This is a genomic window from Burkholderia sp. Bp8998 (assembly GCF_003854235.1).
GTDB lineage: Bacteria > Pseudomonadota > Gammaproteobacteria > Burkholderiales > Burkholderiaceae > Burkholderia.
The window spans coordinates 46,301-72,647 of record NZ_QTQF01000040.1 but is presented as its reverse complement, the minus strand read 5'-3'; the positions used below and the strand labels follow the sequence as shown (position 1 = coordinate 72,647).

Sequence of the window (26,347 nt, the reverse complement as noted above, 5' to 3'; positions counted from 1 at the left end):
ACGCCCGCTTCCTTCAGGCGCACCGCTTCTTCCACCGCGATTTCGTCGAACGGGTTCATCGACATCTTCACGTTCGCGATGTCGACGCCCGTGTTGTCCGACTTCACACGGACCTTCACGTTGTAATCGACCACTCTTTTCACTGGCACCAGCATCTTCACCATTCGTCTCCTTGTTCGGTTGCATTTGCCGTCACGCAAGCATCGCGCGGGCAATTACCGTGCGCTGGATCTCCGACGATCCTTCGTAGATCCGCAGAATGCGTGCGTCCCGCACCAGCCGCTCGATCCGCATTTCGCGCGTGAAGCCGTACCCGCCGTGAATCTGCAATGCGGCATCGGTGACGAACGCCACCATCTCCGACGCATACAGCTTCGCCATCGACGCCATGTCCGTAAACGGCTCGCCGGCGGCTCGCCGTGCCGCTGCCTGCAGCGTCAGCAGCCACGCAGCCTCGAGTTGCGTCTTCATGTCGGCGAAGCGCCATTGCAGTCCCTGCTTGTTCGCGAGCGGCTCGCCGCCAACGTGACGCTGCTTCGCCCAGTCGATTGCGTCGCCAAGTGCCGCCTCGGCAATACCGAGGCTCGTCGCCGCGACATCGAGACGGCTGTTGTCCAGCACCTTCATCGCGGTGCGAAAACCGCTCCCCTCGTCGCCCAGCCGGTTCGATGCCGGCACGGTGCAATCGAACGCCACTTCATGTGCAGGCGCGCCGTGAATACCCATCAACTTCTCCGGCGACGACACCGATACGCCTGGCGTGTCGCGATCGACGACGAACGCGCTGATTCCGCGCGTCCCGAGCTCGGGCGCGGTTTTCGCATAGACGACGATGAATCGCGCGGCATCAGCGTTCGAGATGAAGTGCTTGACGCCGCGAATGCGGTAGTTGTCCCCGTCGCGCACGGCCTGCGTCGTCATGCCGGCCGGGTTGGAACCGGCCTGCGGTTCGGTCAGCGCGAACGCACCCAGCTTCGCACCGCTGGCGGCGGGCGGCAGATAACGCGCGCGCAACGCATCGTCGCCGCCGATCAGTACCGAGTCGGTCGCCAGGTAGTGCGCGCCGATCATCGACGAGGTCGCCGCGCACGCGCTCGCGATCTCGGCCAGCGACAGGATGATCGCGGCAGGTGACGCGCCAATTCCACCCCAGCGCTCCGGCAGGTTCATCCCCATCACGCCGAGTTCGGCCAGCGCCGGCACATAGCGTGTCGTCGACGTTTCGTCACGATCGACTTGCGCCGCGTACGGTGCGAGTTCGGCTTGCGCAAAGCGGCGGATCGCGTCGGCGATTTCGAGGTCGGCGTCGCCGACGCCCAGTCGTCTAAGCATCGTTCATCTCCTGACGGGTTTCGGTTTGTCGTGCAGACGCGGCAGCGCCGGTAACGACCGTTTCGGCTGCCGCGTGAACGACGCCAGCCTTCACGAGTGCGGAGATAGCTGCATCGTCGAGACCGAGCACCCGTTCAAGCACCGCGCGCGTATGCTCGCCGAGCTGGGGCGCACGCGTCGTACGCGTGTCGGGATAGGCGGAAAATTTCAGCGGCTGGGCAGGCAACCGGATCGGGGAGCCGTCGGCCGCGACCGTATCGACGAGCAGGCGACGCGTGCGCGCCTGTTCGCTTTCGAGCGCTTCCTGGATGTTCCGGATCGGCGCGACCGGAATGCCCGCCGTGCCAAGCGTCTCGTTGACCTCGTCGACCGAACGCGTCGCGCTCCACCGCTCGATGCACGCACGCAATGCCGCCTCGTGCTCGCAACGCAATGTGTCGGACGCGAAACGCGCATCGTCGACCAGCGTCGGATGGCCGATCGTGTCGGCAAGCAGGCCGAACAGTTTGTTGTTGAGTACCGCGACGACGAAATGGCCGTCCGCCGCACGATAGGCGCCGAACGGCGCGGAAGTCGGATGGCGGTTGCCGACACGCCGCGGCGCCACGCCGGTGGTCGCGTAACGCGCGACGAGCGCAGCGGTCAGGCTCATCGTCGCATCGAACATCGACACATCGACGTGCGTGCCCTGACCAGTACGATCGCGTGCGACGAGCCCGGCAAGCACGCCCCATGATGCAAATATCCCGCTGACCACGTCGGATACGGAATCGCCGACGAGCGTCGGCTCGCCATCCGGCGCGCCGGTCGCGTCCATCAGCCCGCACATCGCCTGCAGGATGATGTCGTATGCCGGCCGGCTCGATTCGGGGCCGGTCTGCCCGAAGCCCGATACGCTCGCATAGACCAGCGCCGGGTTGCGCGCCGACAGTGCCGTGTAGCCGATCCCGAGCCGATCAGCCACGCCGGGGCGGAAATTCTCGACGACGACATCCGCGTCCGCGCACAACGATTGCGCAAGCGCCCGTCCGTCAGCCGTCTTCATGTCGATCACGACACTGCGCTTGTTGCGATTCATCGCGCCGAACAGCCCGCTCTCGCCGTTCGCGAACGGGCCGATTGCGCGGTAGTCGTCGCCGGCGGGCGGCTCGATCTTGATCACGTCGGCGCCGAGGTCGCCGAGCAGTGCTGAACACAGCGGCCCCGCCAGTACCCGGGAAAAGTCGATCACGCGTATGCCGTCGAGCGGCAGCCTGGACATCATCACGGCATCTTTCTCCTGAAGGTCGGGCCGAGTCGGCCGATGCGGTGATTCTGTTCGAGCGAGGCAATCAGATAAAATATCGGAATAAATTAACACCTATAAGATTTTCATATGGGTAGGTCCGACATGGCTCTGTCGCTGAGACTGCTTCGCTATTTCGTCGCGGCCGCGGAAGCGGGCAGCACGACCGCGGCCGCGCTCCGGCTCAACGTGTCGCAACCGTCGATATCGGTGGCGATCCGCGAACTCGAAGCGCTGTTCGACGATCCACTGTTCACGCGCGGCGCGGGCACGCGGATGACGCTCACGCATTTCGGCGAGCGCAAGCTGGCCGAGGCACGTCAGTTGCTTGCATCGGCGTCAGCGTTCGCGACGGACGATGTCGGCGACGAGCCGGGCGGCGTCGTGCAGATCGGCATATTCAGCACGATCGCGCCGGTCTATTTGCCGCGCGTGCTCGAGCTCGCGCAGCAGCGTCATCCACGCCTCGAGATCCGCTTCGTCGAAGGTGATCTCGCGCAACTCGACATGGCACTGCACAAGCAGCAGATCGACTTCGCACTGATGTACGACGTCGGCTTGCCCGAAGACATCGAGCGCGAGTGTCTCGCCGAATTGCGGCCCTATGCGCTCGTGCCGGCCGGGTCGGCACTTGCCAAGCGCAAGCGTGCGATTTCATTGCGCGATCTCGCCTCTCAGCCGTTCATCCTGATCGACCTGCCGCATAGCCGCGACTTCCTGATGGCGCCGTTCTGGCAATGTGGCCTGTCGCCGAATGTCCGCTATCGCGCCGTGTCGATCGAACTCGTACGCGCGATGGTCGCAAGCGGGCTCGGCGTGTCGCTGCTGATCACGCAAAGCCCGGCGGTCACGCGCTCGCCGCTCGTCGTGGAGTGCCCGATCCGGGAGTCGACCGTGATCCAGCCGCTGGTAATCGCCCGACTCGCGCGTGCGGCGCGGACCCGCGCGTCGGAAATCGCGGCGACCTGCGTACGCGATGCGGTCGCGGATGCGATGCGCACGCGCACCGGGCTTTGAAACGACCAATTTCGTGATCTGTTTCGGCCACGAATACCCGAAACTTTCGGCAAGCGAGCGGCTCACGTTGCGGAAGTCGGGATTTTCCGACGCTCCCGACGAGGACATCCCGTGCAAGAACGTGCCGATGACCGGGACGAGAGAGGCGGCGCTGGACGATGCTGCACTCAAGGCACGCGCGAAGCAGGCGGGCATGGAATCCTTCTGGATCGGCAAGACGACCACCAGCAGCGTGATCGTTCACGTGCCGGATACCGCGGCCGGCAAAGCGGTCAAGTCGATGAAGGCGCCATTCAAGAAGGCCGGCGAATACTTGCGGCATGCGATTGCGCCGTTCGGTCTGATGTTCTGCAAGGACAGTTGCGGCCTGCCGGGCGGCTGAACGAAGCAACGGCACCGCAGCCTGACGCCCGTGTCGCAGGGGCGACGCGAATCGCCATCGAATCGCCCCCGACGCCGGCTTACACCTCGCCCGCGTGCGCCCTCGCCCGCACCTCGGCGAACGTCGTATCGACCAGCATCCGCCCGGTATCGAACACGGTTTCGAGCGCATCCTCCCACTCGCCCTCCAGCACACGATCGTCCCACGCGACCGGCAGCGTCACGGTCCGGTACTCGCCCGTGCGGCGATTGCGCAGCAACGTCAGCCGCCCCTTCTTCGAGCGCTTGCCCCGATCGGTGACGGGATCCTTGCGAACGTCGTGCCACACGCCGCCGCGCCGGATCGCCGAGCACTTCATCGCGAAGCGCTGCGTATCGCGGTTCACTCGCTGCAGCAGCGCGCCGCCCATTCCGAACACGACGTTGCCGGCCGCGTAGCCTGCGTCGTCGAGCGCGGTGAGGATCGCTTCGATCGACTGCTCGTCGACGCCATCGCCCTGGATCACGCGCACGCGGTTCAGCACGCGCCGCCCCTTGCCGTTCACGGTCGAGCCGAACGACGCGTCGAGCGCGCGCACAGTCTGCAGCACGATCGTCATAGGGTCGCCCGAATCGGGGCGCACGACGAGCGTCGCGCCGGACTCGATCACCGCCTGGCGCAGCGGGCCGCCCCACATCTCCAGCGCGGCGAACAGATCGTAGGAGTCCGACACGACCGACACGATCGCACCGGGCAAACCGAAGCGGCTGATCATGTTCCGGTATGCGTCGGCTTCGTGCTCACGCCCCCACGACGTGATCGTGCCGTGCTCGGCTGCCGGCACCGAATACGCGGCCATCGGCTCGCGATAGAAGCGGTTCGCGGCCAGCACGCCGAGCACCGTGTCCGAACCCATGAAGCTCACGAGGTGCGCCGCACCGCCGATCGCGGCCGATTCCGCGCTCGATACGCCGCGCGCGCCGAAGTCGTGCAGCTTGAACGGCAACTGCGCGAGATCGTCGTCGGTCTTCTCGAGAAAGCGGCGGATCGTCTGCCGCAGGTGCCAGCTGCGCGTCGCGACCGTCACCGGGTACCACACGCGCAACAGCATCGTCTCCAGATACGACGCGAGCCAGAACACCTTCGGGTCATCGCATTCGACGGTCATCAGCACGTTGTGCACGGGCACGATCGAGCCTTCAGGCACCGCGCGAATCCTCACGGGCAGGTAGCCGTCGTAGTGCTCGACGATATGGCGCCAGCCGTCCTCGTTGAACGGCTCGCCGTGCACCGCGAAGAAATCCCGTGCGTCGTCGATCATCGCTCGCGTGATCGGCCGGCACAGATATTCCTTCAGCAGCATCTGCAGGCCGAAGAACAGCGTGCGGTCGTAGCGGCCGCCGCGCGACTCGACGTACGAGAACATCGCCTGCGCGTCGGGCGGGTATTGCAGGAAGTGGGAAGCCTTGTACGAATCCGTGTTGAGGATCGGATTGGCGAGAACCGCGGCAAGGCCGCCGGGATCGTTTTGCATGGCTAGAGCTCCTCTAGGCCGTTGAAGTGCCGCCGCGTCTGTCGCGGCGGACGGAATCCGGGGAATCAGCGGATCACAGCTTCCCCAGGAAGTGATACGCGATCTCGAAGTGATCCTCGAACATCACGTTGCGCATCTGCGCGAATTCGTTGAGCGGCACCCAGCGCGCCTTGTCGGCGTCGTCGCTGCCTTTCACGCGCGGCAGCTCGCCGGTCGGAAAGTTGAACAGGCACGCATGCGTGATCGTGCGGCCGCGCAGCGAGCGGGTCGGATGATCGAACACCTGGCGATCCTTGATCGAGCCGCGCAGCACGGGCTCCGGCAGCTTCAGGCCGGTCTCCTCGCGCAGTTCGCGGATGCACGCCGCGTCGAGCCGTTCGTCCTGGTTCACGAACCCGCCCGGCAGCGCCCACAGGCCGCGGCCCGGTTCGCTGCGCCGGCGCACCAGCAGGATATGGCCCGAGTGCACGACCACCGCGTCGACCGTCACGAACGTGACCGGATACGGTGCGGCCGACCACGCCTTGCGATACCCGGCGATGAATTCGGCCTCGGCCTTCAGCTGCGCGAATTCCGGCTGCGTGCGGAAGCGTTCGAGCCAGCCGAACACGGGTTCCGGCACGGCCCATTGCACGAAGCTGTTGGTGCGTTCGGCGAAATACTGGTCGCGGATTTCGGTTGCGGAAATGTCTTCGGTCGCATCGACGTCGACGAGCTCCCATTGCGGGAACATCCGCAGGTAATACGACGTGGCGTCCTTCTCGTGGCCGATCAGCCCGACCTTGCGCTGCGCGACGTCGCCGAGCGCACCGGCCACGGCATCCTGCACCCAGCGCACCCAGTCGCCGTCGTTGTACGTCGAGTCCTGCACGGGCGCGACCGTCACGCGCTCGCGCTCGGACGCATCGAGCAGCGAAGCCAGCATCTGGCGGCGCTCGTCGAACGAGAACGGATCCTTGATGGTGCGGGGCTTGTCGGTCGAGCCGATCAGCACGCACACGCGCTCGGCCCGGCTCAGTGCCGACTTCAGCACGTTCAGGTGACCACGATGCGGAGGCTGGAAACGACCAATGAAAACGAGCGCGTCGAAGCGCCGGTTCTGTTGCGTACTCATGAGGCTCCCTCAAGAGATTGAAACGCTTCGGGTCTTTCCCGAAGGCATGGAATCGATCGTAGGGGAATTCCCGAAGAAGGTCAATCGAGCAAGCGCTCGACTCGGCGGACTTGACGATGTCTGAAGAAACGCGCGGCTTTGGCGGGTTACACTCGATTTCATCCTGATTCGCGCCGTTGCGCCCGCCACTATGAGGATCTCAGTCAGCCGGATCATCGGCGTCGATCGCAGACGCCTCTTCACGTGGTCGCAGGACTACGCGCGGCGGCTCGTGTGGGACAGCTTCCTCGCCGACGCCTATCTGCTCGACGGGATGACGGCCGACGTCGGCGTCGATGCGTTCTGCCGCAGCCAGTCGGGCGCGACGATGGTGTCGCGCTACATCTCGTACCGTCCGCCGCAGGTCGCGGCCGTCGAAATGGTCGACGGGCCGAAGGTGCTCGAACGCTTCAGCGGCAGCTGGAATTTCACCGAACGCACGCCGGGCACGACCGAAGTGAAGTTCACGTACCACTTCCGTGCGCAGCCGGCGTGGCTGCGCTGGCTGCTCGAACCGCTGATCGGCGCGTTCTATCTCGTGCAGACGCGCCGGCGTCTCGACTCGTTCAAGCGCTGGGCCGAAGCCGAAGCGCTGCCGCACTGAGCGTCGCTCACGCGACGCCGCGCGCCACCTGTTGCCGGACCTGCGCGTGCGTGCCGAGCGCGACGGCGATCGCATCGACCGCATCGGCCGCGCGCGCGGCGCCGCACATGAAAGCGTCGACGGCCGCGAAGCCGTGCTCGGGCCACGTATGAATCGTGATGTGCGACTCCGCGAGCAGCACGACGCCCGTCACGCCGTGCTCGCCGCCGAAATGATGGAAATGCGCGCCGATCACGCGCGCGCCGGCCTGTTGCGCGGCTTCGGTGAGAATCGTCTCGAGCCGCACGGCGTCGCGCAGCAGCGCCGCATCGATGCCGGCGAGATCGGCCAGCACGTGCGCGCCGAGCGTCGCACGCGGCGCGGCGATACTGTCGCGCGCCATCATTTGTGCGACCCGTACGACGAGTAGCCGCTGCGCGCCGACGAACTGCCCCACCCGCCGCCGCCCGACCCGCCGCCGCCGAGCGACGTGCAGCTGAACAACGTGACGACGATCAGCCCGTAGAGTCCGTAGAGGATGTGACGCATCAGGAGTTACCCCCATCCGATGCGAAGCCTTTCCACAACCATTCAGGCAGCCACAGTACGAGCAGGCCGACCAGCACGTAGACGGAGCGGCTGCTGAACGAGAACAGCGCGCCCAGGTTGAAGATCACGAGCATCGCGCTGAACACGATCGGCAGCGGCGCGAAGCTGTGCGGGTACTTCGCGTCGAACAGGCCCGACGACTTCCCGGCCGAACCCGTTGCGTCCGCAACCGCCGCCGTCGCGAGCGCGGGCGTCGCGAAGCGTTCGGCGAGTGCGCCGGCCGACAACGGGCGCGCCCACGACCAGACGATTTCAGCGGCGCTGCGCTCCCGCGTGAGCTTGTCTTTCTGCCAGCCGTAGTCCGCGATCGACGTGCGGTCGCCGACCTGCACACGCCAGTTGAATGCGCCGACGACATACACGACCTCCGACTCGTACGTCTCGCGCAGCCGATAGGTCTTGCCGCCGTCGGTCACGTCGGACTCGCCGCCGATCGTCGGCCAGTGATCGAGCACCTGCACGCGCTCCCAGCGCCCTTCGCTCTGCACGAGCCACAGGAAGCCGCGCTTCGGGTTCAGCAGCAGGTATTCGTCCCACGTCTCGTCGTCGTCCGGCACGCGGCAACGCATCATGCCGATCACCGTGTACTTCACGCCGTCGAACGTGCCGATCGCACCGAGTTCCAGCGCGCCCTTCACCGCATCGAGCTTGCGCTGCGCGGCGAACACGGTCTGCTGCTCGGCCGTGCACTGCACGCCCGCGTGACAGCTGCCGCACACGACGTAGTCGGCCAGCTTCGGCGCATACGACAGCGGCGCGCCGCAGCTCGGGCACGCGAACGGCACCATCTGCGCGCCCCGTTGCTCCCGCGTATCGGCTTCGGTATCGCGCAATCCCGTGAACGCGAGCGCATCGAACTCCAGTGCCTCGCCCGTATAGACGGCGGGACTCCCGCCGTTCGCATCGGCATCGGAATAGTCGTAGGTCGCGAATGCGTTGCCGGTGCGCAGGTCGACGACGCGCGCTTCCCGGCCCGCATCGACCCGGAACGGCAACTCACCGTCGCCGCCCGTGCAGCGCGCGGTGCGCACGTCGGACACGAGATACGCGCGGCCGCCGTGATCGATCCGCATGCCCGGTTCGAGCGTGCTGAACGCGGGCCACGCACCGCCGGACGCATCGTCGGGCTCACGCACCGTGACCGCGTACTGGCCCGACGCATCCGACAGCCAGCCGAACGCGCCGTCGTCGAACACGACGTACCACTCGCTCCACGCACCGGCGTCGTAGGTCATCTGGATTCGGCCGAGCACCGTGAACGTGCGCTTGCCGTAGCGCCCGGCCGTGCCGATCTGGATCGGCGATGCATCGTCGAGCACCGTGGCCAGCTCGCCGATGCGCTCGACATCGGCACCGTGCTTGAGCAGCGTGCTGCGGCAGAACGCGCACACGGCCATCACCGCCGCCGCCGAGCGAAACTCGACCGGCGCACCGCACTGGGGGCACGAAGTACTGAACATGCGCGACGCTTACCGGGTGAGCTTCGCGAGGATGTCCGCCTTCGCGCGCGAATAGTCCTCTTCGGTCACGAGGCCCTTGTCGAGCAGCGCCTTCAGTTGTTCGAGACGTTGCACGTAATCGGTCCCGTCGGCCGGTGCGGCCGGCTGCGCGGTGGCAACCGGTGCCGCGACGGGCGCGGGCGGTGCGGCCGGCGCCGGTTGCGCGGCGCCCGCGATCTGGCCGGCCATCGCCTGCCCGATCGCCGCGCCGGCCGCGAGCCCCGCGCCGACACCCGCGATGCCGCCCGGGTTCTGCGCGGCGAGCGGAATCGCCTGCGCGGTCTGGTATTGCGTCGCGCGGGCGAGATCGCCGGCCATTCCCGCACCGATCCGCAGGTCGAGCGCCTTCTGCAGTTCGGCCGGCAACGACACGCTTTCGACCGCGAACGCATCGAGCGCGAGGCCGTAGCGCGTGAACACCGGCACCAGCGCCTCGGCGACGCGTTGCGACAGCAGCGTCTGGTTCGCGGCCATGTCGACGAACGGCACGTCGGCGGAACCGAACGTCGTGCTCATCGCGGTGACGACCAGGTTGCGCAGTTGCTGCTCGAGATCGTCGACCGTGTACTGCGCGCGCGTGCCGCTCACCTCGCGGTGGAACGCGGCCGCATCGACGATCCGGTACGAGTAGATGCCGAACGCGCGCAGCTGCACGAAGCCGAATTCGCGATCGCGGATCGTCACCGGCTGCGCGGTACCCCAGCGCCGGCCGAGCTGAAGGCGCGTGCTGAAGAAGTAGACATCCGACTTGAAAGGCGACTGAAAGAGTTTGTCCCAGTTCTTCAGGTACGTGAGCACCGGGAGGGTGCGCGTTTCCAGCTTGTACAGGCCGGGCTGGAACACGTCGGCGACCTTGCCTTCGTTGACGAAGATCGCGACCTGCGTTTCGCGCACGGTCAGCTGGCCGCCGTACTGGATTTCCTGGTCTTCCATCGGATAGCGCCAGGCCAGCACGCCGTCGGTGTCTTCCGTCCATTGCAGGACGTCGATGAACTGCTTGCGGATAAACGAACCCAGACTCATGTCGGTCTCCTCGAGCGCGTGGCGCGTCAGGTCAGGCAGGCGGCATTGATGATGCCGACGACGAGCGACGCGGTGCCCATCAGGCCGCCCATCGCGACGTTGCGATCCTCGATCGCATGGTTCATGCCGGAAATCAGGCGGGTCAGTACCGCATACGTGACGAGCTGCACGGCCATCGCGCCGACGGCCCACAGCACGACTTCGCCGAGCGTCGAGTTGTGCGCGATGCTGGACGCGAGCGTCAGGCAGAAACCGACCAGCGCGCCGCCGAACGACAGCGTCGCGGCCGCGTTGCCGTCGCGGATCAGTGCCAGTTCGTCGAACGGCGTGACCTTCAGGTACACTGCCGCGAACACAAAAAGCAGCACGAACGCCGACAGCAAATGAACCGCATAAAGATAGGCACTATTCATTCTTTTCCTCGGATCTTGTGCTCGGTTCGCCGCCCCCTCTCCGGTCGGCCCATGGAGAGCCGCCCCACGGATGGCCGCGCCAGTATATCCACATTGACGAACACTACACAACGGACGCGCCATGCTGCATAAGCGCGCGCTCGTCCTGTCGATCCTGGTGCTCGCGTCGTGCGGGCTCGGCTACGAACTGATCAGCAGCGCGCTGTCGAGCTACCTGCTCGGCGATTCGATCCTGCAGTTCTCGTCGGTGATCGGCTGCTACCTGTTCGCGATGGGGATCGGCTCGTGGCTCGCGAAGTTCATCGAGGACGACGACGTGCTCGACCGCTTCGTCGACATCGAGCTGCTCGTCGGCCTGCTCGGCGGCGTGTCGGCCGCGCTGCTGTTCGCGGTGTTCGCGTGGCTGGCCGCGCCGTTCCGCGCGGCGCTCTACGCGCTCGTGCTCGCGCTCGGCCTGCTGATCGGGATGGAGATCCCGCTCGTGATGCGTGCGTTCCAGCAGCGCCGCCAGGCATTCCGCCATACCGTCAGCGAGGTGCTGACCTTCGACTATCTCGGCTCGCTCGCCGTATCGCTGATCTTCCCGCTCGTGCTCGCGCCGCGTCTCGGCCTGTTGCGCACGAGCTTCCTGTTCGGGTTGCTGAACGCGTTCGTCGCGCTGTGGACCACGCACCTGTTCCGCGACGAGATTCGCAACGTGCGCGGCAAACTGATGCGCGCGTCGCTCGTGATCGGGCTGCTCGTCGCCGGCTTCGCGCTGTCGGACCGCATCACGCACTGGGCCGAGCACGGCGTGTATGGCGACGAGACGATCTATTCGGAAACGACGCCGTACCAGCGCATCGTGCTCACGCAGTGGCACGACGACATGCGGCTGTACCTGAACGGCAACCTGCAGTTCTCGTCGCGCGACGAGCATCGCTATCACGAGGCGCTGATCCATCCGACGATCGAGGCGCTGCCATGGGCGAGGCGCGTGCTCGTGCTCGGCGGCGGCGACGGCCTCGCGGTGCGCGAACTGCTCAAGCACCGCAACCTCGAACGGATCACGCTCGTCGATCTCGATCCGGCGATGACGAAGCTGTTCTCGACCTCCGCACCGCTCGTGAAGCTGAACCAGGGTTCGCTGAAGGACCCGCGCGTGCACGTGATCAACGACGACGCGGTGCGCTGGCTCGAATCGAACGCCGACGTGTACGACGCGATCGTCGTCGACTTCCCCGATCCGACCAACTTCGGACTCGGCCGGCTGTATTCGGTGCCGGTGTTCCGGCTGCTCGCGCGTCACCTGTCGGAGAACGGCTATGCGGTGATCCAGTCGACGTCGCCGTACTTCGCGCCGCACGCGTACTGGACGATCATCGCGACGCTGCACGAAGCCGGGCTCAACACCTGGCCATACCACTGCTACGTGCCGTCGTTCGGCGACTGGGGCTTCGTGATCGCCGGCAAGCGCCGCGACTTCACCGTGCCGACGCATTACTCGGTGCCGACTCGCTGGCTCGACGGGCAGACGGCCGCCGAGATGTTCCACTTCCCGGCCGACATGCCGGCGCTGCCGATGTCGCCGAACGAACTCAACGACCAGCCGCTCGTGCGCCGCTTCGACGACGACTGGAAGCACGTGCTGCGCTGATGGATCGCCGCACGTTCCTCGTCGCGTCCGCGGCGGCGTCGCTCGCCGCGTGCGGCCGCACCGGCTGGATCGAGACGACGCCGCGCGTCGGCTACCCCGGCATGCGCGAAGGTCACGCGCTGCGCGACCACGCGGCGCTGCCGCCGTCGTCCGGCACGATCGAGACCGACGTCGCGATCCTCGGCGCGGGCGCGGCCGGCCTGTCGTGCGCGTGGCAGCTCGCGCGCGCCGGTCACACGCGCTTCGTCGTGCTCGCCGGGCCCGAATTCGGCGGCAATGCAGCCGGCGGCCGCTTCGGCGAGCTCGGCTATCCGAAGGGCGCGCACTACCTGCCGCTGCCGTCGCGCGAATCCACGCATCTGCGCGACATGCTCGCCGATCTCGGCGTGATCGAATCGGCGCCGCTCTCCGCGCAACCCGCATACGACGAACGCGCGCTCGTGCACGCTCCCGACGAGCGCCTGTTCATCGGCGGCCAGTGGCAGGACGGCATCGTGCCGACGGCCGGCCTCGACGCCGCTGCGCTCGCGCAGCAAACCCGCTTCTTCGCATACACGGATAGCCTGCGCACCGCGCGCGGCGCGGACGGCCGCAAGGTGTTCTGCATCCCGATCGCGGAATCGTCGCGCGACCCGCGCTGGCGCGCGCTCGACCGGCGCTCGTTCAAACAGTGGCTGCTCGACGAGGGCTACACCGCGACCGCGCTGCACTGGTACCTGAACTACTGCTGCCGCGACGACTACGGTGCGGGCTACGAGCACGTGTCCGCGTGGGCCGGCCTGCACTATTTCTCGTCGCGCGGCGGCCACGCGAGCGATGCGAGCGACGGCGCGGTGCTGACCTGGCCCGACGGGCTGCATGCGATGGTGACGAAGCTGAGCGAGTCGATCACCGCGCGCACCGGCTCGAACGCGTGGTCGCGGGGTGGCTTCGCCGTTCGCGCGACTGAGCGCACAGGCGGCGTCGACGTGCTGTGCGCGCGCATCGCCGACGACGGCACACTGTCGACGTTCACGCTGAAGGCGCGTCGTGTCGTCAGCGCGATGCCGCTGTTCGTCGCGGCGCGCGTGTTTCCGCAGCTTCACGCGTATGGCTTCGATCCGGCGCGTGACCTGCCGCCGCGCGCGCCGTGGCTCGTGTCCAACTTCCTGCTCGACGGGATGCCGGCCGAGGAAGCCGGCGTGCCGCTCGCGTGGGACAACGTCGTCTACGACGGCGCGGGGCTCGGCTATGTCGTGTCGACGCACCAGCTGATCCGGATGTCGCCGCCCACGCGTTCGGTATTCTCCGCCTATCAGGCGTTGAACACGCGCACGCCGGACGACACGCGCCGCTGGCTTGCGCAGGCGCAGCCCGACGCGCTGCGCGAGCAGGCGGCGATCGACCTGCAGGCGGTGTATGGACGCGAGCTGTGGAAGCATGCGACCGCGCTCGAGATCACCGTGCGCGGCCACGCGATGGCGACCCCCGACGTCGGCTTCCTGAGCCGGCCGGGGCTGCTCGCGCTGCGCGAGGCCGACGGCCCCGTCGTGTTCGCGCATGCGGACCTGTCCGGGCTGTCGCTGTTCGAGGAAGCGTCGTACTGGGGCATGCTCGCGGCCCGGCGCGTGCTCGCCTGAGCGCCCGTTTCCGGCGCCCGCGGAGGCGCGCATTCCTTCATTGCGGCGCCGCCGGCAACCGCTATAATCGCGCGACATTCCGACTGCATTGAGCAGGCCGACGGTGCGCGCCATTCGCCGCGCCGCATGCCCTCCTCGACGACAACAATGACAAACCGAACCGTTCGACGCCTTCGCCCGTTCGCGCGCGCCGCCGCGCGCCTGCTCGCGTGCGCCCCGTTGCTGGGTGCGCCGCTGGCGCTGCATGCGGCCGATGCCGCAAGCCCCGACGCGCAGCCGCCCTCCGGCCGCTACGTCGTCGTCGACACCGGCCATACACCGGCCCACCCGGGTGCCACCGGCGCGAGCGGCCGCGTCGAATACCGATACAACCTCGACCTGTCCGGCGCCGTCGCGGAGCAACTCGCCGCGCACGGCGATCGCGTGCTGCGCACATCGGCCGACGGTCGCGATATCGCGCTCGACCAGCGCTCCACGCAGGCGCCCGACGCGAACCTGTTCGTGTCGATCCATCACGATTCGATGCAGCAGCAGTTCATCGACGCGGGCCGGCAACGCGAATTCCGCGGCTTCGCCGTGTTCGTGTCGGAGCGCAATCCGCACTACGCGGAAAGCCTGCGTTGCGCGAAGTCGATCGCCGAGCGGCTGGTCGCGGCCGGCGAGCGGCCGTCGCTCTATCACGCGCAGCCGATCAAGGGCGAGAACCGCCCATTGATCGATCCGCAACTCGGCATCCACCGCTTCGATGATCTCGTCGTGCTGCGCACCGCGCCGATTCCGGCCGTGCTGGTCGAGGCCGGCGTGATCGTCAATCCCGACGAGGAAAAGCGGCTCGCGCAGCGCGGGACGATCCAGCGTTTGTCCACCGCGATCGCGGGCGGAATCGATGCGTGTACGGCGGCCAGGTAAAGGCTGGCATCGGTCGGTTTAAACGGTTTTCACCCAGTGAGGAGCACCACCATGAAGAAGAAGAATCTGCTCGCAGCCTGCGCGCTGCTCGCGCTTGCCGTTCCGTTCGCCGCGCACGCGGCCGGCTGCGGGAAGCCGCGCAGCGCGTTCGACCAGGTGTACTGCAGCAGCAACGAGTTCTCGCAGCTCGACCGCGAACTGAACGACGAGTACGGCCGCGTGCGCAAGCAGCTGAGCGGCGACCAGCAGGCGAAGCTGAAGACGAGCCAGCTCGCGTGGATGAAGCAGCGCGACGACCGCTGTAGCGAAACGCGCGACGACGGCTACCTCGTGAACCTCCAGTGCGCGATCGACGCGACGCAATCGCGCCTGTCGTTCCTGCGCGAACGCGAGCGCGAATGCGCGAGCACGGGCTGCGTGACGGCGAAGCTCGGGGAGTAAGCGCTGCTCGGGTGCCGTGCCGTGAGTCGCCTCGCGGCGCGGCGCTTTCCGTGCCGCAATACATGTGTCGGGAAAGGCACGGACGAATCGCGCGACGCATCGCGAATGGACCACCGGTGCCAGCCCATCACAGAAACCACCGATACTCCCGCGCGCCGATCTCGTTGCGAAAATCCAGTTCCTCCTGCCGCTTGTTCTCGCAATACACCATCACGAACTCGCTGCCGAGCCCTTCACGCACGGCCGCGTGATCCTGCATCGCCGCGACGGCCGACAGCATCTCCTTCGGGAAATCGATTCCGCTGCCGCGATCGTCGTTGAGCGGCGCGATCGGCTCGAGCCGGGCATCGAGCCCGTGCTCCATTCCGGTCAGGATCGCCGCGAGCACCAGATACGGATTCGCGTCCGCGCTCGCGAGCCGATGCTCGATGCGCAGATTGCGCGCGTCCGATTCCGGAATCCGGAGGCACGCGTCGCGATCCTCGAAACCCCAACTCGCGCGGCTCGCCGCGTTCACCATCGATCCGTAGCGGCGGAACGCATTGTGATTCGGCGCGAACACCGGCATGCAGTGCGGCAGCAGCGCGAGACAGCCGGCCACCGCGTGCCGCAGCGGCCGCGGCCCGTCCGCGGCGAGCAGGTTGCGGCCCGCGTCGTCGTACAGGCTCACGTGCACGTGCATCCCGCTGCCCGGCGCATGCAGGTACGGCTTGCCCATGAAACTCGCGCGATAGCCGTGCTTCAACGCGACGCCGCGCGTGCTGCGGCAGAACATCGCCGACCAGTCGGCCGCGCGCAGCGCGTCGTCGGTATGGCCGAAATTGATCTCGAACTGGCCGGGCCCGAGCTCGGCCGTGATCACCGTCGCATCGATACCCTGCGCGCACGCGGCCTCGACCATCTCATGGAGCACGTCGGAGAAGCGCGACAGTCGCTCGATATGCATGTTCGGCTGATCGTCGGGATCGTCGGACAGGCGGTCGCGCGGATACTTCGGCATCCCGTCCTCAAGCTGCGCGTCGAACAGATAGAACTCGAGCTCGAATGCGACGACCGGCCGGATGCCGCGCCGTGCGAGCCGCCGCAGCACGCGCGCGAGCACCTCGCGCGGCTCGAACTCGACCGGCGCGTCGGTGCCGTCCGTCGTGATCAGCATCTGGCCCAGCGGCTGCTTCTCCCAGGTCACCGGCTTCAGCGTGCCCGGGATCAGCCGGCGCACGGCGTCGGGGTCGCCGTCGTTGAAACAGTAGTCGCCAATCTTGTAGAGCCCGCCCTGCGTGCCGAGCAGGATGCAGTTTTGCGGCAGCTTCAGCAACGCGCCCGCGGCCACCTTCTCGAGCGCATCGATCGGATAGCGCTTGCCGTAGAAATGCCCGGGCAGGTCGAGGCAGATCAGGTCGACATATCGGATTTCGGGGTGTGCGTGCCGGAATGCGCGGACTTCATCGACCAGCGCGGGAACGACGTCAGCCATGTCTCATCCTTTCCATGTCTTGTATGACGGTGCCGCCTCGCGGCGAACCGGATTCATGCGGCATGCACGACGTCGCACACCGCTTGCAGATCAGGACTGCAAACAACCATTCCGGCGCGGACTCCCGCTCGACCGCCTTCCGCGCCGGCAACTCAGGTGAACACCCAGATCACGCGCGCCGGCGCGTCGCCCAGGTTCGCGTAACGAAACCGCTTGTGCGCGGGAAGCTGGAATGCGTCGTTCGGGCCGAGCGTGACGGGCGTGTCGTCGCCGTCGATCCAGATCGTCAGCTCGCCCTCGAGCACGAAACCGCCCTGCTCGTCGCTGTCGTCGACGGAGCGCTCGCCGCTGCTCGCGCCGGGCGCGAGATGGCTCTCGAGGATCGAGAAGCGCGAACGCATGTTCGGCGACACGAGGATGTCCGTGATGCCGGCCGCGTAATACACGGTGCGCCGCTCGTCGGGCCGCGTGACCCACGGCACGCTGCGCGGCTTGCTCAGGCTGTAGAAATACGTGGTCGGCACGCCGAGCGCCTCGCCGATCGCGGTGAGATCCGCGACCGTCGGGCGCGACAGCCCGCGTTCGACCTGCGACAGAAAGCCGACCGAGCGGCCGATCCGTTCCGCGAGATCGTTGAGCGTGACCTTGCGATGCTTGCGCAGATCGCGGATCAGGATCGCCAGACTTTCTATCTCTTCCTGTTCGTTCATGGTGATTTCCGGTGCGTCAGACGGTATCGCGCAAACGGTACCAGGCCTTGCCGATCGCTTCCAGCGGCGCGGCGAGGCGGTCGCCGCCGGGGAAGCGCGGGTTGCGGATGCGCTGGTACTGCGCGAGCAGGCGATCGTCGCCGAGCACGGCATCGGCAAGCGCTCGCGCGCCGGCGAGCGTCGGCAGCACGCCATGCCCCGAGAAGCCCTGCAGCCAGAAGCGCTGGCCGCGGTGGCCGATGTCCGGCGTGCGTCGCATGCTGATGTCGATGTGGCCACCCCACACGTAGTCGAGCGGCACGCCGGCCAGTTGCGGGAACACGCGTTCGAGGTGCGGGCGCGTCGCCGCCGCGATGTCCGCTGGAATCCCGCCGAGATACGTGCAGCCGCCGCCGAACAGCAGGCGATTGTCGGGGCTCAGGCGGAAGTAGTCGGGCACGAACTGGTTGTCGATCACGCAGCTGTTGCGCGGCAGCAGCGAGCGTGCGACGTCCGGCGCAAGCGGCGCGGTCGCGACCTGGTAGGTGCCGACCGGCAGCAGCCGGCGCGACAGTTCGGGATCGAGCCGGTCGACGTACGCGTTGCACGCGAGCACCAGCACGTCCGCGCGCACTTCGCCGCGCGCGGTGCGGGCGACGTGGCCGCCGGCCGTCTCGCGACAGTCGAGCACGCGGCTCTGCTCGAAGATGCGGCCGCCGGCGCGTTCGATCGTCCGCGCGAGACCGAGCGCGAGCTTCAGCGGATTCAGATGACCGGCCTCGGGATCGTAGAGCGCGGCGAGATAACGCGCGCTGCCGATCCATTCGGGCATCTCGTCCTGCCCGATCACGCGCAGCCGGTCGTAGCCCCAGCGCTCCGCCGCTTCGTCGCGGGCCTGCGCGAGCATCGCGACGCGGCGCGGCCGCACCGCGGCCCACAGGCTGCCGGGGCGGTAGTCGATGTCGAAGCCGTGCCGCGCCGGGAGTTCGCGCACTTCGGTCGCGGCCCAGCGCATGCTGTCCCACAGCAGGCGCGCGCCGTCGCGGCCGAGCGAATCCTCGAGCGGCTGCATGTCGCACGACCAGCCGAGCAGTGCCTGCCCGCCGTTGCGGCCCGATGCGGCCCACGCAACGCGGCTCGCCTCGAGCACGACCGCGCGCTTGCCCGCGAGCGCGAGGCGCAACGCCGTGTGCAACCCGCTGAAGCCCGCGCCCACGACCAGCACGTCGGCGTCGATACGCTCGTCCAGTTCGGGACGCTGCGGGATCGGCGCCGGATAGGTGCCGGCGTAGTAGCTTGCGACGTGACGGTCGGACTGCACGAACATGCGGACTCCCGTGAAATTTTCGCCAGTTAATTTCATGAAAAATTAGCATGGCAATTTCACGATGGCAAGCGGGAGGATGGGACCGTCATCGTCATGAAAATGAAAGTTCGCCGAGTGCCGGCATGACGCTTGCGCCCGCAGCACGGCACGCTCGCGCCGTCTGTATCTTTTTCCACGCGCGGCGAGCGCCGATAATGCGTTCAGCTGCGACCGACGCCGTCGCATCGATGCAAGGAGGTTCCCGCATGACGACCCCGTTCAAGCTGGGCGACCACGTCCGCTGGAATTCCGAAGCCGGTTACGTCACCGGCACGATCATCGCGATCCACACGCAGGATTTCGACTACAAGGGCCATCGCCACCGCGCGTCGCCGGACGATCCGCAGTACGAGATCAAGAGCGACCGCACCGACCACGTCGCCGCGCATCGCGGCCGCGTGCTCGAACGCCTTGCCGGCAAGGATGACGCGTGACGCTCCCGTTCTACACGATCGGCCATTCGCACCGCACGCTCGACGAATTCGTCGAGATGCTCGCGGCGTTCGATGTCGCGCTGCTCGCCGATGTCCGCAAGATGACGCGCTCTCGCACGAATCCTCAGTTCAACGAAGCGACGCTGCCGGACGCACTGGCCGCCGTCGACATCGCGTACGAGCACATCGCCGCACTCGGCGGACTGCGCGGCAAGTCGCGCGGCGTGCCCGACGACGTCAACGACTTCTGGACGAACCGCAGCTTCCATCGCTACGCCGACTATGCGCTGTCGCCCGAGTTTCGAACGGGCCTCGACCGGTTGATCGCGCAAGGGCACCGGCAGCGCTGCGCGATCATGTGTTCGGAAGCCGTGTGGTGGCGCTGTCACCGGCGCATCGTGTCCGACTACCTGATCGCGCGCGGCGAGACGGTGCTGCACATCATGGGCCTGAATCGCGTGGAGCCCGCGCGTCTCACGGCCGGTGCCGTGATCCGGGACGACGGCACGATCGTCTATCCGGACGTCGCAGGCGATGCGGCAGCAGAAGCAGCCGGCGCGCGGCCGAACGCGTGACGCGGCACCGGTCGCCTACGTGAGGCCTTGACGGCGTGAAGGCGTCATGCCCGAAGCAACACGACACGTCGTCCGGCCGCGCGCCCGGTGCACCCGAAACGCTGCGCGCTTTGCGCCGCCGCGATCCTGCATTACCATCGGGCGACCATCGCGCGTCACCGCGCCTCACTACTTCTCTGCTCCCACACCGATGCTCGCCCTCATCATCATCGCCGGCCTGTGGGCCGGCCTGCAGAACGCCCTGGCGGGCGGCGGCTCGTTCGTCACGCTGCCCGCGCTGATCGTGTCGGGGATGTCGCCGCTCGCGGCGAACATCACGTCGACGGTCGCGCTGTTTCCCGGCCAGGTCACGACGGGCTGGGCAAGCCGGAACATGGTGCGCGGCGCGGGCAAGCTGCCGTTTCGCGCGCTGTTCGCGATCAGCGTGGTCGGCGGCGCGTTGGGCGGCCTGCTGCTGCTGAAAACGCCGTCGTCGATCTTCTCGCACCTCGTGCCGTGGCTCGTGCTGTTCGCGACGGTCGTGTTCGCATGGGGCAGCTTCTTCCGCAAGCCAGGCGAAGGTGCCCGGCATCTCGGCCCCGTCACGGCCGCGATCTCGCAATTCCTGATCGCGATCTACGGCGGCTACTTCGGCGGCGGCATCGGGTTCCTGATGATGGCCGCGCTGACGATGGCCGGCCTGTCGCCGCGTCACGCGATGTCGACCAAGAACGCGCTCGCGGGCGTGATGAACGCATCGGCGGTCGTGCTGTTCCTGACCTCGCCGCACCTGCACTGGCAGGCGGCGATCGCGCTCGGCGGCGGCGCGATCGTCGGCGGCCTGCTCGGCGCGTGGGCGCTACACCGCGTGAACGAACGCGTGCTGCGGATCGCGATCGTCTGCATCGGCGCCGCGCTGACCGTCGGGCTGTTCGTCAAGCCGATCTGACACGCGCGCCGAGCGCCGCTCAACCGAACGGCCGCACGCCGATCAGCGGGCCGTGCAGGAACAGCGCGAAGACGGCCCATACGACGAGCCCGGCCACGATCGTCACGGCATCGCCCGACAGCCTGCCGGCCGGATAGCGGACGCCGTTGCGGCGGTCGCGTGCGCGCCACACGACGAAATCAACCAGCGACCAAACGAAAAATGCACCGAACAGCACGACCGCATGCAGCGTGCCGTTCGCGAGCAGGTGCGCGACCGCCCACACCATCACGCCAGCCACCATCGGATGGCCGACGAGCGTCTTGATGCGATTGCCGGGCACATAGCACGCGGCGATCAGCACGAATGCGATCGCGGTCAGCATGCCGGTGAGGTGCCGCACGCCGACGGGCGACACCCACAGCAGCGCCCCGCCCTGGCGTGCGATCCCGTACCCCCAGATGATCAGCACGAAGCCGACGATCGACGTGATCGCATAGGGGCCCTTCCAACGTTTCTCGCCGATCCGCTCGATGGTCGCGGACCGCCAGCCATCCGCGACGATCCGGATCGAATGCACACCAAGGAAGATCGCTAAACCGAGAATCAGGACGAGCATCGGCTTTCTCCGTCTGGAACGATGAGTAGGGAATCATTCGCGCGGCTTTCGGTGCGCCGTTCGCGAGGCCGGCGTCATGGCCGGTGCGGGTCGCGCCAGACGCGGACGCGATCCGCGCCGATCATAAACGCCGTGGCCGCCGTTGTGAAGCATGACGCACATGCGGTCCGGCAAGGTTGATGCTTTCGTACATCCCGGCGCGAGTGGCAGGAATCAGGCGCATCTCCCGGCGCCCCGTACATCACAAACCAAGGGGAACGTAAATCGCGGTGTGGCGACGATGGGGCAGCTGACGCTACGGTTGCTTGCGCTTCGCCATGGATTTCGCGGACGGTTTCGAGACGCGCTTCGGCGCCGCTTTCACCTTCGCCCTGTGCTTCGGCGCCCCCGCCAGCAGCGCCGCGCGATACGCGCCGCGACACCAGTCGAACAGCGCGCCCGCGTCCTCGAGCACGTCGGCCGGCGTTTCGTAATAGCCCTCGAGCGCAACGGTGCGCGTGGGACGCGCGTACGAGAACGGCCCCATCCCCGCCGCCACGAACGCCGGACGGTTCACGTCGTCGACGCGCAGGAACAGCGACCCGCGCGACATGAAGCCGAACATCACGCCGTCGAGCCGCATCGCGGCGCCGCTGAAGAACCGCGCGACCTCCACCTTGCCGAGCGGCGCGAGCCGGTACGCGATCTCCTCGCCGTGCGCCTTCTGGGATTGCCAGCTCATGCCGGCTCCGTGCAGCGCTGCGTCCACGTATCGAGTTCCGCGTCGTCGAAGCCGACGGCCGCCGCGCTCTCGCGGATCTGCCGCCACGTCGCACGATCGACCGGAATGCCGTGCGCACCGCGCGCGGCGCGGCTCGCCTCTTCCTGCTCGCCGGGCATCTGTACCGGCGCATCGCCCGCCTGCGGCGACGCCTTCGCCCAAGCGACGAACGCGTCGGCTTCGCGCTGCGCGTCGGCGGCATCGAACGCGTTCGGATCGATCAGCACCGACAGCATCCCGTTGACGATCGCGCTCGTCTTCTGCAGCGTGTCGCCGTAGGTCGTATGTCCGCCCACCAGCGCGCCGCCGAGGATTTCGCACATCGCGGCCAGCGCATAGCCCTTGTGCAGACCGAATGGCAGCAGCGAGCCGAACGGCTGCTCGTGCATGACTGCCGGATCGTCGGTCGGCTGGCCGCGATGATCGATCAGCGACCCGGCCGGCACGCGCTTGCGCTGGTTGTATGCGACGCGCGTCTTGCCGTACGCGATCGCGCTCGTCGCGAAGTCGAGCAGTAGCGGCGGCCGGCCCGCGCGCGGATACGCGGCGCAGAACGGGTTCGTGCCAAAACGCGGATCGGTGCCGTGCAGCGGCGCGACCAGCAAGTCGCCCGGCACGTTGACGAAATGAAACGACACGAGCCCCGAGCGCGCGCACTGCTCGGCCCAGTGTCCGATGCGGCCGAGGTGATGGACGTCGCGCAGCCCGATCGCGCAGATGCCCATGCGCCGCGCGCGCTCGATCCCTTCGACCATCGCCTCGAACGCGATCACCTGGCCGAAGCCGCGCCCGCCGTCGATCGTCAGCACCGCGCCGCCGTCGCGGACGATCGACGCGTGCCCGTTCAGTTGCAGCTGCCCTTCCCGCCACGATGCGACGTAGTTCGGGATCATGCCGATCCCGTGCGAATCGTGACCGGCCAGGTTCGCGCCGACCAGGTGATCGGCGACGAGCCGCGCCTCGCGCTCGCTGCTGCCGGCCCGCTCCCACAGCGCCGCGACGAATGCGTGCAGCGGTTCGGCGCGCATGCGCAGCGCTTCGGTATCGGGTGTCGGCAGTGCGGTCATCGGCAAGGCTCCGTCAGGTCGGGCGGGATCCGGTCGAGTCGGGAAAAGACGGGACAGGCAGCGCGAACGCTCAGCGCGCGGACGCAATCACGTCCGCCACCGCCGCGGTCAGCTTCTTCGCGTACGGCACGTGCAGGAACTCGTTCGGGCCGTGCGCATTCGACTTCGGCCCGAGCACGCCGCACACCATGAACTGCGCGGACGGGAAGCCGGCCTGCAACACGTTCATCAGCGGGATCGTGCCGCCGAGGCCCATGTATGCGCAATCCGCGCCGAAGTGGCGGCGCGACGCGGCGTCGAGCGACGACGCGAGCCACGGCGCGAGATCCGGCGCGCTCCAGCCGGTCGCGGCGCCCGCATCCGGCTTGAACGTGACCTTCGCGTTGTATGGCGGATCGAGTTCGAGCAGTTCCTTGAGTTGCTGCACGGCCTGTGCGGCGTCGACCAGCGGCGGCAGGCGCAGCGACAGCTTGAACGCGGTGCGCGGACGCAGCACGTTGCCCGCGTCGGCGAGCGCCGGCAGGCCGGACGCGCCCGTCACCGACAGCGACGGACGCCACGTCGAATTCAGCAGCGCCTCGCGCGGATCGGTCGTGGTCGGCAGCACCGGCTTGCCGTCCGCACCGCATGCCCACGGCAGCCCCTTCCACACGGCGTCGCCGAGGATCGCGGCGGCCGCGTCGGCTTCGCGCACGCGGCTGTCGGGAATCTCGCAATGAAACACGCCCGGCAGCAGGTTGCCGTTCCGCGCGTCTTCCAGGCGCTCGAACAGCTGGCGCATCACGCGGAAGCTCGACGGTGCGATGCCGCCGAAGACGCCCGAGTGAACGCCTTCCTCGAGCACCTCGACCTGCAGGTCGCCGGACACCAGCCCGCGCAGCGACGTCGTGAGCCACATCTGGTCGTAGTTGCCGGCACCCGAATCGAGGCACACGACGAGCGACACCTGGCCGAGCCGGTCGCGCAGCGCGTCGACGTACGGCAGCAGGTCGTAGCTGCCCGACTCCTCGCAGGTCTCGATCAGGCCGACGCAGCGCGGCCGTTCGACGCCCTGCTCGTCGAGCGCGCCGAGCGCCGCGAGGCTCGCGTAGATCGCGTAGCCGTCGTCCGCGCCGCCGCGGCCGTACAGCTTGCCGTTCTCGAACTTCGGCGTCCACGGGCCGAGGTCCGCGCGCCAGCCGTCGAATTCGGGCTGCTTGTCGAGGTGGCCGTACAGCAGGATCGTGTCGGTGCTGCCCGAGCGGGTTGCGGGCGTTTCGAAGAAGATCACCGGCGTGCGGCCGGGCAGGCGCACGATCTCGAGCTTCAGGCCTTTCACCGGCTGGCGTTCGGCCCACTGCGCGGCATCGGTGACGACCCGTTCGAGATACCCGCGTTTCGCCCAGTCGGGGTCGAATGCGGGGCTCTTCGCGGGGATCGCGATGTAGTCGGTCAGTGCGTGAAGGATTTCATCGTTCCACTTGCGCTCGACGAAGGTAACGAGCTTGTCATGGTCGAGGACGGGGGTAGTGTCGACGGAGGTCATGGTGGGGGTGCCTGGATCGGGCTGACGAAAACCCGGATGATACGCCGATGGCCCCGGCCCGGGGCCCTTTGCGCGGCCGGTTTTTGGGGGCCTTTTCGACCCGTTTCCCGCACCGCTTCACGCGCCCGCTCAGACGGCCTGCGGGAATGCGTCGCGCAGCCCCGCCGCGCACGCCAGCGCGTCGTCCCACAGTCGTCGTGTCAGCGCCCCGGCGTCCTCTTCGCGCGCGAGCGCCGCCGCCTCGCCCGACCACAGCAGCGAGAAATCGTCGCGTCCCTGCCGTTCGAATGCGCCGCGCAGCGGATCGACCGCGGCCGTCGCGAGCGGGAACGCGGGCGCGAGCGCGCTCATCGGCCCCTGCTCGCGCATGAAACGCGTCAGCAGGCCGCGCGCCGGCCGGCCCGTGTACAGGTTGGTCATGCGGGTGCCGTCGTCGCGCGCCGCCCGCACCGCCGCGCGGTGCTGCGCCGAGCGGCCGGCCTGCGGCGTCAGCAGGTAGCCGGTGCCGATCTGCACAGCACGTGCGCCGAGTGCGAACGCGGCCGCGATGCCGCGGCCGTCGGCGATCGCGCCGGCGGCGATCACCGGCGCGCGCACCGCGTCGACGATCTGCGGCAGCAGCGCGAACAGGCCCGGCTGCGCGTGGATGTCGTCGGTCAGGAACATCCCGCGATGCCCGCCTGCCTCGGCACCCTGCGCGACGATCGCATCGACACCGCGCGCATCGAGCCAGCGCGCTTCCTCGACGGTCGTCGCCGACGACACGACCCGCGCCCCGGTGCGACGCACGCGCGCCAGCAGTGCGTCGTCCGGCAACCCGAAATGAAAGCTCACGACGGCCGGCCGCGATTCCTCGACCACCGCGCACATCGCGTCGTCGAACGGCGCACGGCCGTGCCCGCCCTTCACCCCGGCCGGATCGAGCCCGGCTTCCGCGTAGTAGCCGGCAAGCGCCGCGCGCCAGCGCGCGTCGACCTCGCCGTCGGGCGCGGGTGGCGCATGACAGAAGAAGTTGACGTTGAACGGCGCCGGCGTGCGCGCGCGAATCGCCGCGATCTCGTCGCGCAATTGCTGCGGGCCGAGCGCCGCGCATGCGAGCGAGCCGAGCCCGCCTGCTTCGCAGACGGCAATTGCAAGCGCGCTCAACGAACCGACCATCGGCGCCTGGATCAACGGCAAGCGGGAAGGCAACATCGACATCACCCCTCGGAACGAAAGCATCGCCATGCGCGCCGGCGACGCACTTTGACAATTAATGCAGCAAATAATAACCGACACATTCGAATACGAACGACCGGGTTATTTACATCACGAAATGAGTTAACTGATTCGTCAAAAAATCGATTATCCGCTCACGGTCGATCCGGCCGATTTTAGATCGACTGGCAAAACCACCGCAAACCCCCGCCAGCCTTGCCGCCTCACCCGATCAATCCAGCCCCGCAACACCGAGCGCCCCTCATTTCAATGACATCCATCAACATTTAACCAATTAAATTTAGGCGTTTACCATTACC

The 26,347-nt window shown here is 67.6% G+C and carries 27 protein-coding genes and 1 pseudogene; 10 read left to right on the top strand and 18 right to left on the bottom strand.

From position 1 onward, the window contains the following. The 3 genes and pseudogenes from DIE06_RS30460 to DIE06_RS30450 all read right to left on the bottom strand — a co-directional run. Positions 1–161: pseudogene (locus DIE06_RS30460) on the bottom strand (electron transfer flavoprotein subunit beta/FixA family protein); the annotation flags it as partial. 31 nt (positions 162–192) lie between these two features. Further along, positions 193–1,332, bottom strand: coding sequence for an acyl-CoA dehydrogenase family protein (locus DIE06_RS30455; RefSeq protein ID WP_124664599.1), 1,140 nt, complete (start codon positions 1,330–1,332; stop codon positions 193–195). Further along, on the bottom strand, positions 1,325–2,599 hold the full coding sequence (locus DIE06_RS30450) for a CaiB/BaiF CoA-transferase family protein (RefSeq protein ID WP_124664598.1): 1,275 nt from the start codon (positions 2,597–2,599) through the stop codon (positions 1,325–1,327). Before DIE06_RS30450 ends, DIE06_RS30455 begins: the two co-directional genes overlap by 8 nt. Before the next feature lie 123 nt (positions 2,600–2,722). On the opposite strand from DIE06_RS30450, the gene DIE06_RS30445 reads away from it, so the two are divergent. Together DIE06_RS30445 and DIE06_RS30440 are read left to right on the top strand one after the other, a co-directional pair. Then, entirely contained in the window at positions 2,723–3,634 is a 912-nt protein-coding gene (locus tag DIE06_RS30445; RefSeq protein WP_124664597.1) for a LysR family transcriptional regulator, read from the top strand. 127 nt (positions 3,635–3,761) lie between these two features. Next, complete coding sequence (locus tag DIE06_RS30440) at positions 3,762–4,016, top strand: hypothetical protein (RefSeq protein ID WP_124664596.1); 255 nt, start codon at positions 3,762–3,764, stop codon at positions 4,014–4,016. 79 nt (positions 4,017–4,095) lie between these two features. On the opposite strand, the gene DIE06_RS30435 is transcribed toward DIE06_RS30440, so the two are convergent. Beyond that, complete coding sequence (locus DIE06_RS30435; protein WP_124664595.1) at positions 4,096–5,529, bottom strand: nicotinate phosphoribosyltransferase; 1,434 nt, start codon at positions 5,527–5,529, stop codon at positions 4,096–4,098. 73 nt (positions 5,530–5,602) lie between these two features. Then, positions 5,603–6,643 (bottom strand): bifunctional nicotinamide-nucleotide adenylyltransferase/Nudix hydroxylase, encoded by a 1,041-nt coding sequence (locus tag DIE06_RS30430; RefSeq protein WP_124664594.1) that lies wholly within the window; start codon positions 6,641–6,643, stop codon positions 5,603–5,605. 190 nt (positions 6,644–6,833) lie between these two features. Between DIE06_RS30430 and DIE06_RS30425 the strand changes: the two genes are divergently transcribed. Then, the gene (locus tag DIE06_RS30425) at positions 6,834–7,286 is read left to right on the top strand and encodes a type II toxin-antitoxin system RatA family toxin (protein WP_124664593.1); all 453 of its coding nucleotides are present in this window, start codon (positions 6,834–6,836) and stop codon (positions 7,284–7,286) included. Positions 7,287–7,293: 7 nt separating this feature from the next. On the opposite strand, the gene speD is transcribed toward DIE06_RS30425, so the two are convergent. The 5 genes from speD to DIE06_RS30405 are packed head-to-tail and all read right to left on the bottom strand — an operon-like array spanning position 7,294 to position 10,809. Continuing rightward, positions 7,294–7,671: an adenosylmethionine decarboxylase gene (gene speD, locus DIE06_RS30420; RefSeq protein WP_124664592.1), complete on the bottom strand. Its 378-nt coding sequence runs from the start codon at positions 7,669–7,671 to the stop codon at positions 7,294–7,296. Continuing rightward, the gene (locus DIE06_RS38510) at positions 7,668–7,814 is read right to left on the bottom strand and encodes a hypothetical protein (protein ID WP_185646605.1); all 147 of its coding nucleotides are present in this window, start codon (positions 7,812–7,814) and stop codon (positions 7,668–7,670) included. Before DIE06_RS38510 ends, speD begins: the two co-directional genes overlap by 4 nt. Then, positions 7,814–9,334 (bottom strand): DUF4178 domain-containing protein, encoded by a 1,521-nt coding sequence (locus tag DIE06_RS30415; protein WP_124664591.1) that lies wholly within the window; start codon positions 9,332–9,334, stop codon positions 7,814–7,816. Before DIE06_RS30415 ends, DIE06_RS38510 begins: the two co-directional genes overlap by 1 nt. Positions 9,335–9,343: 9 nt before the next feature. Next, complete coding sequence (locus DIE06_RS30410; RefSeq protein WP_124664590.1) at positions 9,344–10,396, bottom strand: SPFH domain-containing protein; 1,053 nt, start codon at positions 10,394–10,396, stop codon at positions 9,344–9,346. A 26-nt stretch (positions 10,397–10,422) separates the two neighbouring features. Then, on the bottom strand, positions 10,423–10,809 hold the full coding sequence (locus DIE06_RS30405; protein WP_121857043.1) for a DUF350 domain-containing protein: 387 nt from the start codon (positions 10,807–10,809) through the stop codon (positions 10,423–10,425). 121 nt (positions 10,810–10,930) lie between these two features. Here DIE06_RS30405 and DIE06_RS30400 point away from each other — a divergent pair, with 121 nt between their 5' ends. The 4 genes from DIE06_RS30400 to DIE06_RS30385 all read left to right on the top strand — a co-directional run bounded on the left by DIE06_RS30400 (position 10,931) and on the right by DIE06_RS30385 (position 15,414). Beyond that, positions 10,931–12,445: a polyamine aminopropyltransferase gene (locus DIE06_RS30400; protein ID WP_124664589.1), complete on the top strand. Its 1,515-nt coding sequence runs from the start codon at positions 10,931–10,933 to the stop codon at positions 12,443–12,445. Continuing rightward, the gene (locus DIE06_RS30395; protein WP_124664588.1) at positions 12,445–14,064 is read left to right on the top strand and encodes an FAD-dependent oxidoreductase; all 1,620 of its coding nucleotides are present in this window, start codon (positions 12,445–12,447) and stop codon (positions 14,062–14,064) included. Before DIE06_RS30400 ends, DIE06_RS30395 begins: the two co-directional genes overlap by 1 nt. Positions 14,065–14,211: 147 nt before the next feature. Further along, the gene (locus DIE06_RS30390; protein WP_124664587.1) at positions 14,212–14,973 is read left to right on the top strand and encodes an N-acetylmuramoyl-L-alanine amidase; all 762 of its coding nucleotides are present in this window, start codon (positions 14,212–14,214) and stop codon (positions 14,971–14,973) included. 51 nt (positions 14,974–15,024) lie between these two features. Further along, complete coding sequence (locus DIE06_RS30385; RefSeq protein WP_124664586.1) at positions 15,025–15,414, top strand: lysozyme inhibitor LprI family protein; 390 nt, start codon at positions 15,025–15,027, stop codon at positions 15,412–15,414. A 127-nt stretch (positions 15,415–15,541) separates the two neighbouring features. Here DIE06_RS30385 and DIE06_RS30380 read toward each other — a convergent pair whose 3' ends face one another. The 3 genes from DIE06_RS30380 to DIE06_RS30370 form a co-directional block, all read right to left on the bottom strand. Further along, a complete protein-coding gene (locus DIE06_RS30380; RefSeq protein ID WP_124664585.1) occupies positions 15,542–16,888 on the bottom strand; it encodes a glutamine synthetase family protein in 1,347 nt (448 codons plus the stop codon). A gap of 152 nt (positions 16,889–17,040) precedes the next feature. After that, entirely contained in the window at positions 17,041–17,598 is a 558-nt protein-coding gene (locus DIE06_RS30375) for a helix-turn-helix domain-containing protein (protein ID WP_044847929.1), read from the bottom strand. A 16-nt stretch (positions 17,599–17,614) separates the two neighbouring features. Then, on the bottom strand, positions 17,615–18,904 hold the full coding sequence (locus tag DIE06_RS30370) for an FAD-binding oxidoreductase (RefSeq protein WP_124664584.1): 1,290 nt from the start codon (positions 18,902–18,904) through the stop codon (positions 17,615–17,617). Between the two features lie 245 nt (positions 18,905–19,149). On the opposite strand from DIE06_RS30370, the gene DIE06_RS30365 reads away from it, so the two are divergent. From DIE06_RS30365 to DIE06_RS30355, 3 genes are all read left to right on the top strand, one after another. After that, a complete protein-coding gene (locus DIE06_RS30365) occupies positions 19,150–19,377 on the top strand; it encodes a DUF2945 domain-containing protein (RefSeq protein WP_124664583.1) in 228 nt (75 codons plus the stop codon). Beyond that, entirely contained in the window at positions 19,374–19,952 is a 579-nt protein-coding gene (locus tag DIE06_RS30360) for a DUF488 family protein (protein ID WP_124664582.1), read from the top strand. The genes DIE06_RS30365 and DIE06_RS30360 overlap by 4 nt, the downstream gene beginning before the upstream one ends. 190 nt (positions 19,953–20,142) lie before the next feature. Then, positions 20,143–20,880 (top strand): sulfite exporter TauE/SafE family protein, encoded by a 738-nt coding sequence (locus DIE06_RS30355; RefSeq protein ID WP_124664581.1) that lies wholly within the window; start codon positions 20,143–20,145, stop codon positions 20,878–20,880. A 19-nt stretch (positions 20,881–20,899) separates the two neighbouring features. On the opposite strand, the gene DIE06_RS30350 is transcribed toward DIE06_RS30355, so the two are convergent. The 5 genes from DIE06_RS30350 to DIE06_RS30330 all read right to left on the bottom strand — a co-directional run bounded on the left by DIE06_RS30350 (position 20,900) and on the right by DIE06_RS30330 (position 26,030). Beyond that, positions 20,900–21,478 (bottom strand): NnrU family protein, encoded by a 579-nt coding sequence (locus DIE06_RS30350; protein WP_124664580.1) that lies wholly within the window; start codon positions 21,476–21,478, stop codon positions 20,900–20,902. A gap of 295 nt (positions 21,479–21,773) precedes the next feature. Beyond that, positions 21,774–22,199: a TfoX/Sxy family protein gene (locus DIE06_RS30345; RefSeq protein WP_124664579.1), complete on the bottom strand. Its 426-nt coding sequence runs from the start codon at positions 22,197–22,199 to the stop codon at positions 21,774–21,776. Next, the gene (locus DIE06_RS30340) at positions 22,196–23,305 is read right to left on the bottom strand and encodes a malate/lactate/ureidoglycolate dehydrogenase (protein WP_124664578.1); all 1,110 of its coding nucleotides are present in this window, start codon (positions 23,303–23,305) and stop codon (positions 22,196–22,198) included. Before DIE06_RS30340 ends, DIE06_RS30345 begins: the two co-directional genes overlap by 4 nt. 70 nt (positions 23,306–23,375) lie before the next feature. Then, a complete protein-coding gene (locus tag DIE06_RS30335; protein WP_124664577.1) occupies positions 23,376–24,830 on the bottom strand; it encodes a M20 family metallopeptidase in 1,455 nt (484 codons plus the stop codon). A 129-nt stretch (positions 24,831–24,959) separates the two neighbouring features. Then, on the bottom strand, positions 24,960–26,030 hold the full coding sequence (locus DIE06_RS30330; RefSeq protein ID WP_124664576.1) for a nitronate monooxygenase family protein: 1,071 nt from the start codon (positions 26,028–26,030) through the stop codon (positions 24,960–24,962). Positions 26,031–26,347 lie beyond the last annotated feature (317 nt).

Excerpts from the sequence above, each read along its gene's own strand:
- DIE06_RS30455 (WP_124664599.1), bottom strand. The coding sequence starts at position 1,332 with ATGCTTAGACGACTGGGCGTCGGCGACGCCGACCTCGAAATCGCCGAC.
- DIE06_RS30445 (WP_124664597.1), top strand. The coding sequence starts at position 2,723 with ATGGCTCTGTCGCTGAGACTGCTTCGCTATTTCGTCGCGGCCGCGGAA.
- DIE06_RS30440 (WP_124664596.1), top strand. The coding sequence starts at position 3,762 with ATGACCGGGACGAGAGAGGCGGCGCTGGACGATGCTGCACTCAAGGCA.
- DIE06_RS30435 (WP_124664595.1), bottom strand. The coding sequence starts at position 5,529 with ATGCAAAACGATCCCGGCGGCCTTGCCGCGGTTCTCGCCAATCCGATC.
- DIE06_RS30430 (WP_124664594.1), bottom strand. The coding sequence starts at position 6,643 with ATGAGTACGCAACAGAACCGGCGCTTCGACGCGCTCGTTTTCATTGGT.
- DIE06_RS30425 (WP_124664593.1), top strand. The coding sequence starts at position 6,834 with ATGAGGATCTCAGTCAGCCGGATCATCGGCGTCGATCGCAGACGCCTC.
- speD (WP_124664592.1), bottom strand. The coding sequence starts at position 7,671 with ATGATGGCGCGCGACAGTATCGCCGCGCCGCGTGCGACGCTCGGCGCG.
- DIE06_RS38510 (WP_185646605.1), bottom strand. The coding sequence starts at position 7,814 with ATGCGTCACATCCTCTACGGACTCTACGGGCTGATCGTCGTCACGTTG.
- DIE06_RS30415 (WP_124664591.1), bottom strand. The coding sequence starts at position 9,334 with ATGTTCAGTACTTCGTGCCCCCAGTGCGGTGCGCCGGTCGAGTTTCGC.
- DIE06_RS30410 (WP_124664590.1), bottom strand. The coding sequence starts at position 10,396 with ATGAGTCTGGGTTCGTTTATCCGCAAGCAGTTCATCGACGTCCTGCAA.
- DIE06_RS30405 (WP_121857043.1), bottom strand. The coding sequence starts at position 10,809 with ATGAATAGTGCCTATCTTTATGCGGTTCATTTGCTGTCGGCGTTCGTG.
- DIE06_RS30400 (WP_124664589.1), top strand. The coding sequence starts at position 10,931 with ATGCTGCATAAGCGCGCGCTCGTCCTGTCGATCCTGGTGCTCGCGTCG.
- DIE06_RS30395 (WP_124664588.1), top strand. The coding sequence starts at position 12,445 with ATGGATCGCCGCACGTTCCTCGTCGCGTCCGCGGCGGCGTCGCTCGCC.
- DIE06_RS30390 (WP_124664587.1), top strand. The coding sequence starts at position 14,212 with ATGACAAACCGAACCGTTCGACGCCTTCGCCCGTTCGCGCGCGCCGCC.
- DIE06_RS30385 (WP_124664586.1), top strand. The coding sequence starts at position 15,025 with ATGAAGAAGAAGAATCTGCTCGCAGCCTGCGCGCTGCTCGCGCTTGCC.
- DIE06_RS30380 (WP_124664585.1), bottom strand. The coding sequence starts at position 16,888 with ATGGCTGACGTCGTTCCCGCGCTGGTCGATGAAGTCCGCGCATTCCGG.
- DIE06_RS30375 (WP_044847929.1), bottom strand. The coding sequence starts at position 17,598 with ATGAACGAACAGGAAGAGATAGAAAGTCTGGCGATCCTGATCCGCGAT.
- DIE06_RS30370 (WP_124664584.1), bottom strand. The coding sequence starts at position 18,904 with ATGTTCGTGCAGTCCGACCGTCACGTCGCAAGCTACTACGCCGGCACC.
- DIE06_RS30365 (WP_124664583.1), top strand. The coding sequence starts at position 19,150 with ATGACGACCCCGTTCAAGCTGGGCGACCACGTCCGCTGGAATTCCGAA.
- DIE06_RS30355 (WP_124664581.1), top strand. The coding sequence starts at position 20,143 with ATGCTCGCCCTCATCATCATCGCCGGCCTGTGGGCCGGCCTGCAGAAC.
- DIE06_RS30350 (WP_124664580.1), bottom strand. The coding sequence starts at position 21,478 with ATGCTCGTCCTGATTCTCGGTTTAGCGATCTTCCTTGGTGTGCATTCG.
- DIE06_RS30345 (WP_124664579.1), bottom strand. The coding sequence starts at position 22,199 with ATGAGCTGGCAATCCCAGAAGGCGCACGGCGAGGAGATCGCGTACCGG.
- DIE06_RS30340 (WP_124664578.1), bottom strand. The coding sequence starts at position 23,305 with ATGACCGCACTGCCGACACCCGATACCGAAGCGCTGCGCATGCGCGCC.
- DIE06_RS30335 (WP_124664577.1), bottom strand. The coding sequence starts at position 24,830 with ATGACCTCCGTCGACACTACCCCCGTCCTCGACCATGACAAGCTCGTT.
- DIE06_RS30330 (WP_124664576.1), bottom strand. The coding sequence starts at position 26,030 with ATGTCGATGTTGCCTTCCCGCTTGCCGTTGATCCAGGCGCCGATGGTC.